The 11115-nt window shown below is 68.4% G+C and carries 6 protein-coding genes; all 6 read left to right on the top strand.

Going from position 1 to position 11115, the window contains the following annotated elements:
• A partial coding sequence (locus AC1DYI_RS17150; protein ID WP_477205347.1) for a DNA internalization-related competence protein ComEC/Rec2 occupies nt 1-1597 on the top strand: 1597 nt, incomplete at its 5' end.
• Nucleotides 1598-1615: 18 nt separating this feature from the next.
• Nucleotides 1616-3124, top strand: a complete 1509-nt coding sequence (locus tag AC1DYI_RS17145) for a circularly permuted type 2 ATP-grasp protein (protein WP_477205346.1) — start codon at nt 1616-1618, stop codon at nt 3122-3124.
• An 18-nt stretch (nt 3125-3142) separates the two neighbouring features.
• Entirely contained in the window at nt 3143-4102 is a 960-nt protein-coding gene (locus AC1DYI_RS17140; protein WP_477205345.1) for an alpha-E domain-containing protein, read from the top strand.
• A gap of 23 nt (nt 4103-4125) precedes the next feature.
• On the top strand, nt 4126-7620 hold the full coding sequence (locus tag AC1DYI_RS17135) for a transglutaminase family protein (protein ID WP_477205344.1): 3495 nt from the start codon (nt 4126-4128) through the stop codon (nt 7618-7620).
• Nucleotides 7621-7738: 118 nt separating this feature from the next.
• Nucleotides 7739-10417 (top strand): circularly permuted type 2 ATP-grasp protein, encoded by a 2679-nt coding sequence (locus tag AC1DYI_RS17130; RefSeq protein ID WP_477205343.1) that lies wholly within the window; start codon nt 7739-7741, stop codon nt 10415-10417.
• Between the two features lie 2 nt (nt 10418-10419).
• Nucleotides 10420-11115: transglutaminase N-terminal domain-containing protein (locus AC1DYI_RS17125; RefSeq protein WP_477205342.1), on the top strand; the 696-nt coding region annotated here is incomplete at its 3' end.

The raw sequence follows: 11115 nt of genomic DNA, 5'->3' as shown, positions 1-11115 counted from the left end.
CCTCTGGCGCCAGAGCCACCGCCTGATGCTGGCCTGGCCGACACCGTACGCGGCGCGCTGGGGCGGCGTGCTTCTGGCCACCGGTTACGCGCTGGTCGCGGGTTGGGGCGTGCCGGCGCAGCGCACGGTGTGGATGCTGGCGCTGACGGTCGGCCTGCAGCAGCTGGGCCTACGTTGGCCGCCGTTGCTGGTGTGCCTGTTGGCCGGTTCGGCGGTGGCGGCGCTCGACCCATGGGCCTTGCTGCAGCCAGGCTTCTGRCTGTCATTCGTCGCGGTCGCGCTGCTGATCGCGAGCCACCCGCCCGAGGCCGACACCGAACAGACGCTGGGCTGGCGCGGGCGTGCCGCCGCCGTGTTGCGCAGCGCCCTGCGTCAGCAGGTGATTGCTACGCTGGCGCTTGCTCCGCTGACGCTGCTGCTTTTCCAGCAGATCTCGCTGATTGGCTTTGTCGCCAACCTGCTGGCGGTGCCCTGGGTCACGCTGGTCGTCACGCCGCTGGCGCTGGCCGGGTTGCTGTTGCCGCCGCTGTGGGCTCTGGCCGGTTGGGCGCTGCAGCCGTTGCTCACCGTGCTGGGCTGGCTAGGCCAGGTCCCGACGGCGGTGTGGACCGTACCCGCCGCCCCGGCCTGGGCCGCGGGGCTCGGCCTGCTCGGCGGCGCGCTGCTGGTGCTGCCACTGCCTTGGCGCGCGCGCATGGCCGGCTTGCCGCTGCTGTTGCCATTGTTGTGGCCAGCCATCCAACGCCCGACACCCGGCCACTTCGAGCTGCTGGCCGCCGACGTGGGGCAGGGCAGCGCCATCCTCGTTCGCACGGCCAATCACCTGCTGCTGCACGACACCGGCCCCAGCTACGGCCAGGACAACGACGCCGGCCAGCGCGTGCTGCTGCCGTTGCTGCGTGCTCGCGGCGAAACGCGCATCGACAGCCTGGTCATCAGCCACCGTGACGCCGACCACGTCGGCGGTGCGCCAGCGATCCTGGCCGCCCTGCCGGTGGGCGAGTTGCGCACCGGCCTGGAGCCGAACCACCCCTTGCGCCAGTCCACCGGCCCCGGCGCCCAGCCAGTGCCGCACGTCGATTGCGAAGCCGGCCAAACCTGGCAGTGGGACGGCGTCCGCTTCGAGGTGCTGCACCCGCTCGCCCACGCCTGGCACCCCGGCCTGAAACCCAACGCCATGAGCTGCGCCGTCCGCGTGCAAGACGCCGCTGGCCACAGTGCATTGCTGACAGGCGACATCGAGGCCGAGCAGGAGCAAGCCCTGGTCGAGCGCCTGGGCCCAGCGCTGAAGAGCGACATCCTGCTCGTGCCGCACCATGGCAGCCAGACCTCATCGACCGCAGCCTTCCTGGCCGCCGTGCAGCCGAAAGTGGCGGTGATCCAGGTCGGCTACCGCAGCCGTTTCGGCCACCCGCACCCGGCGGTGCTGTCGCGTTATGCCGCCGCGGGCATCCCCGTGGTGCGCAGCGACCATTGCGGTGCGTGGCTTGCGCAAGACGCTGGTGCATGGTGCACAAGGTCCGTGCGCAGGCGATACTGGCACTGGCAGGCCCCGGAATCGTTGCCCGCGGGTGGTGCGGTTGTTGCTACTGACTGAGTTCAGAGGAGTGGCTGAATGACGAGACCGAGCTTCGACGAGATGCATGCCAGCAGCGACGCCGTTCGCGAGCACTACAAGACCTACGCCCAGTGGCTCGCGCAACAGCCGCGCGACATGATGAAAAGCCGGCGCGAAGAGGCCGAAGTCATCTTCCGCCGCGTCGGCATCACCTTCGCCGTCTATGGCGACAAGGACGAAGGCGAGGGCACCGAACGCCTGATCCCCTTCGACCTGATCCCCCGCGTGATCCCCGCGCACGAATGGCGCGAGATGGACAAAGGCCTGCGCCAGCGGGTCACCGCACTGAACCGCTTCATCCACGACGTCTACCACGGCCAAGAGATCCTCAAGGCCGGCCTGGTGCCCGAAGAGCAGATCCTGAAGAACGCGCAGTTCCGGCCCGAGATGATGGGCGTGGACGTGCCGCAGAACGTCTACTCTCACATCGCCGGCATCGACATCGTGCGCGCCGCCAACCCCGACGGCTCGGGCAGCTACTACGTGCTGGAAGACAACCTGCGCGTGCCCAGCGGCGTCAGCTACATGCTCGAAGACCGCAAGATGATGATGCGGCTGTTCCCCGAGCTGTTCAGCGAACACCGCATCGCCCCTGTCGCCCATTACCCCGACCTGTTGCTGGAAACGCTGCGCAGCGTCGCACCGCAGGGCGTGAACGAGCCGACCGTCGTGGTGCTCACGCCCGGCATGTACAACTCGGCCTACTTCGAGCACGCGTTCCTCGCGCAGCAGATGGGCGTCGAGCTGGTCGAGGGGCAAGACCTGTTCGTCAAGGACAAGTTCGTCTTCATGCGCACCACGCAAGGCCCGAAACGGGTCGACGTGATCTACCGCCGCATCGACGACGACTTCCTCGATCCGAAGGTCTTCCGCCCCAACACGACGCTGGGTTGCGCCGGCCTGGTCGAGGCTTACAAGGCCGGCAACGTGACGCTCAGCAACGGCATCGGCACGGGCATCGCCGACGACAAGTCGATCTACCCTTATGTGCCGAAGATGATCGAGTTCTACCTCGGCGAGAAACCGATCCTCAACAACGTGCCCACCTACCTGTGCCGCGAGGCGGGCGACCTGAAGTACGTGCTCGACCACCTGCCAGACCTGGTGGTGAAAGAGGTGCATGGTGCCGGCGGCTACGGCATGCTCGTCGGCCCGGCAGCCACGAAAGACGAGATCGCGAAGTTCCGCGAACACCTCGTCGCCAACCCCAGCAACTACATCGCCCAGCCGACGCTGAGCCTGTCGACCTGCCCGACCTTCGTCGAGTCCGGCATCGCGCCGCGCCACATCGACCTGCGGCCCTTCGTGCTCTCTGGCACCACGGTGCAGACGGTGCCCGGCGGCCTGACCCGCGTCGCGCTGAAAGAAGGCTCCCTCGTCGTCAACTCGTCACAAGGCGGTGGCACGAAGGACACCTGGGTACTGGAAGACGGCCTGAGCATGGCGCGGGCGGAGCCTGGCGACGCGTTTGGGCAGAGCCAGAGCCAGAGCCAAAGCCAGAGCTAACGAAGGGAGGGACGAGTCATGCTTTCGCGAACCGCCGACCATTTGTTCTGGATGGCCCGTTACATGGAGCGGGCCGAAAACACCGCACGGATGTTGGATGTCAACTACCAGACCGCGCTGCTGCCGCAATCGGCCGGCGTGGYCGAGCAGGGCTGGCAAGGTCTGCTCAGCATCAGCGAGCTGACTTACGACTACACCACCCGCTATGGCGCGATCAACCCCCGCCAGGTGATGGCGTTCATGGTGAAAGACGAGCGCAACCCGTCGTCGATCCTGAGCTGCTTGCGCGCCGCGCGCGAAAACGCTCGTGCCGTGCGCGGCACGCTGACCACCGAGGTGTGGGAGACGACGAACCAGACCTGGCTCGAATTCAACCGCCTGCTGGCCGACGGCAGCTTGACGCGTGACCCGGCCAGCCTGTTCGAGTGGGTCAAGTTCCGCTCGCACCTGAGCCGCGGTGTCACCGTCGGCACGATGCTGCAAGACGAAGCCTTTCACTTCCTGCGCATCGGCTCGTTCCTTGAGCGGGCCGACAACACCGCGCGCCTGCTCGACGTGAAGTTCCACGCCGTGCAGAGCGACTTCTACGGTGCCGCCGAAGAGAAAGACAACGAGTACGACTTCTATCACTGGTCGGCGATCCTTCGCTCGGTCTCTGGCTTCGAGGTCTATCGCAAGGTCTACCGCAACGTCATCACGCCCGAAAAGGTGGCCGAGCTGCTGATCCTGCGGCACGACATGCCGCGCTCGCTGGCCGCTTGCATGCACGAGGTGGTGACGAACCTGAAGCTGGTCGCCAACGAACAATCGGCCGACACCCAGCGCCGCGCCGGCCGCCTGCGGGCCGACCTGGACTACGGCCGCATTGACGAGATCTTGGCCACTGGCCTGCATGCCTACCTGACGCAGTTTCTGGACCGCGTGGGCGACCTCGGTGCCGGCATCAGCCGCGACTTCCTCGTCGCTGCCGTGCACTGATCAACGAACGCGAAGGACGCCCCTTGTCGATTCATGTCGCGCTCAAACACGTCACCCACTACAAATACGACCGCCGCGTCGGCCTGTCGCCGCAGATCGYCCGCTTGCGGCCCGCGCCGCATTGCCGCACGAAGATCCTGTCGTACTCGCTGAAGATCGAGCCCGAAGAGCACTTCATCAACTGGCAGCAAGACCCGTTCGCCAACTACCTGGCGCGGCTGGTCTTCCCCGAGAAGACGACCGAGTTCAAGGTCACGGTCGACCTGGTGGCCGAGATGTCGGTCTACAACCCGTTCGACTTCTTTCTCGAGCCGGGCGCCGAAACCTTTCCGTTCAGCTATGACGAGGCGCTGGCGCAAGAGCTGGCACCGTACCTCGTCACCGAGCCGCTGACCCCTGAGTTCTCGAAGTTCGTCGACAGCATCGACCGCAGCGAAACCCGCACGATCGACTTCCTGGTCGGCCTGAACCAGCGGCTGCAGCACGGCATCCGCTACCTGATCCGCATGGAGCCTGGCGTGCAGACGCCGGAAGAAACGCTGGTCAATGCCAGCGGCTCGTGCCGCGATACCGGCTGGCTGCTGGTGCAGACGCTGCGCCACCTGGGCTTGGCCGCGCGCTTCGTGTCGGGCTATTTGATCCAGCTGACGTCAGACGTGAAGGCACTCGACGGCCCGAGCGGCACCGAGGTCGACTTCACCGACCTGCACGCCTGGTGCGAGGTCTACCTGCCCGGTGCTGGCTGGATCGGCTTCGATCCCACCTCGGGCCTGATGGCCGGTGAAGGCCACATCCCGCTGGCCTGCACGCCGCAGCCCTCCAGCGCAGCGCCGGTCAGCGGCGCGGTGGATGAGAGCGAGGTCACCTTCGGCCACGAGATGGCGATCACCCGCATCTGGGAGTCGCCGCGCGTCACCAAGCCTTACACCGAAGATCAGTGGACAGAGGTGTTGCAGCTGGGTGAGAGGGTCGACGACGAACTGCAAGCCGGCGACGTGCGCCTGACGATGGGTGGCGAGCCGACGTTTGTGTCGGTGCATGACCGCGATGGCGCTGAGTGGAACACCGACGCACTCGGCCCGACCAAGCGCATGTTTGCGCAAGATCTGGTGCACCGCCTGCGCGCCGAATACGGCAAGGGCGGCTTCCTGCACTTTGGCCAGGGCAAGTGGTACCCAGGTGAGCAATTGCCGCGCTGGGCCTTGTCGATCTGCTGGCGGGCCGATGGCCAGCCTTGCTGGCAAGACCCGAGCCTCTTCGCCGACGAGCGCGACCCGCACGCCTACACCAGCGAAGACGCCAAGCGCTTTCTCGTCGGGCTGACCGACCGCCTGGGGCTGGACGCGCAGTACGTGCAGACCGGCTACGAAGACACCTGGTACTACCTGTGGCGCGAGCGCCGGCTGCCGGTCAACGTCGACCCGTTCAATGCCAAGCTCGACGACGAGCTGGAACGCACCCGCCTGCGCCGCATCTTCGACCAAGGTCTGGAACACGCGGTGGGCTATGTGCTGCCCTTGAAGCGCAGCGAAGGGCCGCAGCTCAGCGGCAACAAATGGGTCACCGGCCCCTGGTTCTTCCGCGACGAGCGCATGTACCTGCACCCCGGCGATTCGCCGATGGGCTACCGGTTGCCGCTCGATTCGTTGCCCTGGGTCGCGAAGGGCGACTATCCGTACCTGCACGAACAAGACCCGTTTGCGCCGCGCGGCCAGTTGCCCGGCCCGGCCACGCTGCGCGCGCAGTACGGTGGCGGCTACGCGCCGCACAGCGAAGGCGGCGGCTTTGCCGAAGGCGGCGTGGTGGCACTGCAAGCGTTGCGCGGCGTGCCAGGCGACGGCCCTGCGGCAAGCCAGGGCCCAGTAGCAGGCGGTGCTTCCGCCTCCGCCTCCGCCGGCCGCCCAGACGTTGTCGACACCACTTTCCCCGCACGCCAGCAATCCGCCCACTGGATCACCCGCACCGCGCTGTGCGTCGAAGCGCGCGACCCGCGCCGTGCCAATGGCCCGAAGGCCGAGAACACCGGCAAAGCCACCGGCGTGCTCTACGTCTTCATGCCGCCGATGGAGGCATTAGAAGACTATCTGGAGCTGCTCGCCGCCGTCGAGGCCACGGCCGCCGCGCAGCGCGTGAAGATCGTGCTCGAAGGCTACCCGCCGCCGCGCGACCCGCGGCTGAGGCTGCTGCAGGTGACGCCTGATCCCGGCGTGATCGAGGTCAACATCCACCCCGCGCACAGCTGGCGCCAGCTGGTGCAGCAGACCGAGTTTCTCTACGACGCCGCGTTCCAGTCGCGCCTGTCGACCGAGAAGTTCATGCTCGACGGCCGCCACACCGGCACGGGCGGCGGCAACCACTTCGTGCTCGGTGGCGCCACGCCGGCCGATTCGCCCTTCTTGCGCCGGCCCGATCTGCTGGCCTCGCTGCTGGCCTACTGGCACAACCACCCGAGCTTGAGCTATCTCTTCTCGGGCCTGTTCATCGGCCCGACCAGCCAGGCCCCACGCGTCGACGAAGCCCGCAACGACCAGCTGCGCGAGCTGGAGATCGCACTCGGCGAGATCGAGCGCGCTGGCCAGATCCACGGCAACCGCATGCCACCCTGGCTGGTGGRCCGCACGCTGCGCAACGTGCTGGTCGACGTGACCGGCAACACCCACCGCAGCGAGTTCTGCATCGACAAGCTCTACTCGCCGGATTCGGCGACCGGCCGCCTGGGCCTGCTGGAGCTGCGTGCCTTCGAGATGCCGCCGCATGCGCGCATGAGCATCGTGCAGCAACTGCTGCTGCGTGCGCTGGTCTCCCGCTTCTGGAAGACGCCGTACAAGGCCGCGCTGGTGCGCTGGGGCACCGAGCTGCACGACCGCTTCCTGCTGCCCAGCTTCCTGAAGATGGATTTCGACGACGTGCTCGAAGACATGGCCGCTGCCGGCTACGCCTTCGACACCGCGTGGTTCGCGCCGCACTTCGAGTTCCGCTTCCCGAAGATCGGCGAGTTGACGGCGCGCGGCGTGCACATGACGCTGCGCAACGCGCTGGAGCCGTGGCACGTGATGGGCGAAGAGGGCGCGGCCGGCACGACGGTGCGCTATGTCGATTCGTCGCTGGAGCGCATCGAGTTGCATGTCAGTGGCCTGGTCGACCCGCGCCATCGCGTCGCGGTGAATGGCATCGCCGTGCCGCTGCAGCCCACCGGCCGCGTCGGCGAGTTCGTGGCCGGCGTGCGCTACCGCGCTTGGGAGCTGCCATCGGCGCTGCACCCCACCATCGGCGCCCACGTGCCGCTGACGATCGACCTGGTCGACACCTGGATGAACCGCTCGCTCGGCGGCTGCCAGTACCACGTGGCCCACCCGGGCGGGCGCAACTACGCCACCTTCCCCGTCAACGCCTTCGAAGCTGAAAGCCGGCGCCTCTCGCGCTTTTTCCCGATGGGGCACACCGCAGGCACCAGGCAGGTGCCCCCGCCGCAACGCAGCCTGGAGTTCCCGTTCACGCTCGACCTGCGGCGCGTTTGATGCCGCCAAAGCGGCCACCGCCGCCATGCTTGCCGCCGCGCCCTGCAGCCCCTTGGGGGCGCCATGAATAGGCGGCCCCAGGGCGCGCAGGCATGATGCGGGCTCACACTGCGTTGTCATGTCCACCACGAGCCTGCCCCCTGGCGCCGAGCCGCCCCGCCAATCCAGCCTGCTGTCCGACGAGCTGCCTGAGCCTGYCGTGCTGGCCGCGGCCGCCGCGCAGCAAGGCACCGAGGGCCATTACGACGAGCTGCACGGCCGGCTGAACGAGCCCGGCACCACGCGTGCCGCCCGCGTGCAGCTGGCCCCGCTGTGGCGCCAGTTCTTCGACGCCAGCGGCACCACAGGCTGGCAAGACCTGGCCACCCGCGCCCAGCGCGTGCAGCGCCGTGTGCAGGAAGACGGCGCCACCTACAACGTCTACTCCACCGAGAACCCGAAAGACGTCATCCGCCAATGGCCGCTGGAGCTGTTGCCGGTGCTGATCGGCGCCGAAGAATGGGCCGGCATCGAAGCCGGYGTGTCGCAGCGCGCCAGGCTGCTGAACGCGGCCATGGCCGATGTCTACGGCGAGCGCCGCCTGTTGGACGAAGGCCTGCTGCCGCCTTCGCTGGTGCTGGGCCACCCGCAGTACTTGCGCCCCTTGCACGGCGTCAAGCCGCGCGGTGGCGTGCATTTGCACGTCGCCGCCTTCGAGCTGACGCGCGGCCCCGACGGCGGTTGGTGGGTGCTGGGTCAGCGCACGCAAGCGCCGTCCGGCCTGGGCTATTTGCTGGAGAACCGGCTGATCATTGCCCAGCAGTTCCCCGAGGCGTTTCGTGGCCTGCGCGTGCAGCGTGTGGCGGCCAGCTTCCAGACGCTGCTGCAAGGTTTGCTGCGCCTCTCGCCCGCGGGTGAGCGATCACGCGTCGTGCTGTTGACCCCCGGTCCGCACAACGAGACCTACTTCGAACAAGTCTTTCTCGCGCGCTACCTGGGCTTGACGCTGGTGGAGGGCGGTGACCTCACCGTGCGCGGCAACCGCCTGTACCTGAAGACACTGCACGGGCTGGAGCGTGTGCACGTGCTGCTGCGCCGTGTCGACGACGACTATCTGGATCCACTGGAGCTGCGCCCCGATTCGGCGTTAGGTGTCCCCGGCCTGCTGCAGGCCATGCGCGCGGGCGAAGTGGTGGTCGCCAACTCGCCCGGCGCCGGTTGGCTTGAAAGCCCGGGCCTGGCCGCCTTCTGGCCCGCAGTGGCCGAGAAGCTGCTGGGCGAAGAGCTGCTGCTGCCGGCCACCACCAACTGGTGGTGCGGCGAAGAAGCGGTGTGGAAGCGCCTGTCGCCCAAGCTGGCCGACTTTGTGGTGGCGCCCACCTTCCCGAGCAACAACGCCACTGCTGGCGGCTTTGGCAGCGGCGCGCCCACCAGCGGCTTCGCCCCGCTGGTGACCGCCGCACTGGCACCTGGCGCCCGCGCCACGCTGCAACATCGCATCGACGCCGACCCGGCCGCCCACACACTGCAGGCGCGCGTGCGTCCGAGCGAAACACCCGTCTGGCGCGAAGGTGCGCTGGAGCCGCGCGCCACAGTGCTGCGCGTGTTCGCGCTGAGCGACGGTGCCGGCGGCTGGCGCGTGTTGCCCGGCGGCCTGGCGCGTGTGAGCCACCGGCGTGACGGCGCGCACGACCCGTGGCTGAGCATGCAGCGCGGCAGCGCGAGTGCCGACACCTGGGTCCAGACCGAAGGCGAGATCGACAACACCAGCCTGCTGCCCAAGCCACTGACAGCGGCCGACCTGGCCGGCTGGCACCGCACCGTCACCAGCCGCTCGGCCGAAAACCTCTTCTGGCTCGGCCGCTACACCGAGCGTGCCGAAAACTCGGTGCGCCTGGCCCGCCTGACGCTGGAGGCGCTGACCGGCTCGTTCATCTACGGCGCCTCGCCCGCGGTGCTGCGCGTGCTGGACACGCTGGCCCGCCGCCATGGCCTGGTGGGCGCGGGCGTGCCGTCGCCCGAGCAGAGCCTGCGCGTGTTCGAACGCTCGCTGGTCTACGCGCTGGGCGACGCCGAGGCGAGCCAAAGCGTGGCCTACAACCTGCTGGCACTGCGCAGCTGTGCGCAAGCGCTGCGTGAACGCCTGTCGCAAGAACACTGGAAGCTGATCCACGAGGTGGGTGAACAGTTTCAGCAGCACTACGAGCAGGTGATGCAAAGCCCGGCCAACGAGCCACTGGCCGATGCGCTGGCGGTGCTGGCCCGCGTGACCACGCACCTGGCCGCCATCACGGGCGCACAGACCGACCGCATGACGCGCGACGACGGCTGGCGCCTGCTCAGCGTCGGCCGCCAGATCGAGCGGCTCGATTTCCTGAGCCATGCGCTGGCGACCGGCTTCGAGCACGACCTGCACAAGCGCGACGACGGCTTTGCGCTGCTGCTGGGCATCTTCGACTCGACCATCACCTACCGCGCGCAGTTCCAGGCCCGGCGCGAGGTGCCGCCGCTGCTGCACCTGCTGGTGCACGACACCGACAACCCCCGCTCGCTGGCCTGGGTGGCGCGCACGATGCGCGACCGCTTCGTCAAACTCGCCCGCCACGAGCCGCTGTGGGCCCACGAAATGGCGCAGACGCTGCCTCGCCCCGAAGACTGGCCGCTGGAGCTGATGGCCGCACCCGACGACGAGGGCGGACATGGCCCGCTGGTGGCCGCGCTGCGCGATTGCAGCGTGCAGGCGCAAGGTCTGTCGGACGCGCTCGGCCGGCGCTTGTTCTCGCACGTCAGCGCGGTCGACCGTGCCGTGTGGCAGTGACGATGACCATCCCCGACGCCGCCAACGAAGCGCTGCCCAACCCTGGCTCGGCAGCAGCAGAGCCCATCGGTAACGCCGCCGCACCGCCAGCGCCCGAAGCCGACGGCCGCATCTGGCTCAAGGTGCGCCACGACACCGCCTACGAGTACGACGCCCTGGTCGAACTGGCCCACCACATGGCCCACCTGGCCCCACGCGACACGGCACTGCAGCAAGTGCGCGGCTGGCGCCTGGTCGTCGACCCCGCGCCCGACGAATGGCTGCAAGGCCGCCCGACCGACGCGAGCGGCGTGCCCGAAGGCCAGAGCAGTGTCGACAGCTGGGGCAACACCCGCGTCGCCTTCAGCCACGCCCGCGTGCACGAGCGCCTGCAGGTGCAAAGCACCTTCGAAGCCGGCTTGCTGCCACAACCCGAGCCCGACCCCGCCAACAGCCCGCCGTGGGAAGAGGTGGCCCGAGCGCTGCGCTACCACGCCGGTGCCGTGCGATCAGAAGCCGTCGAGTTCAGCCTGCCCTCGGCCTACGCCCCGCGCGACGCCGGCCTTGCCGCTCTGGGCCACGAGGCCTYCACGCCCGGCGTGAGCGTGGTCGCCGGCGCGCTGGCGCTGATGCAGCTGATCCACGAACGCTTCACCTACGAGCCTAACGCCACGAGTGTGGCCACCCGCGCCCCCGAGGCGCTGGCCGAACTGCACGGC

The organism is Ideonella sp. P3_A4 (assembly GCF_056403075.1).
The sequence above is the reverse complement of the archived record's forward strand: the minus strand, read 5'-3'. Positions and strand labels throughout refer to the sequence as shown.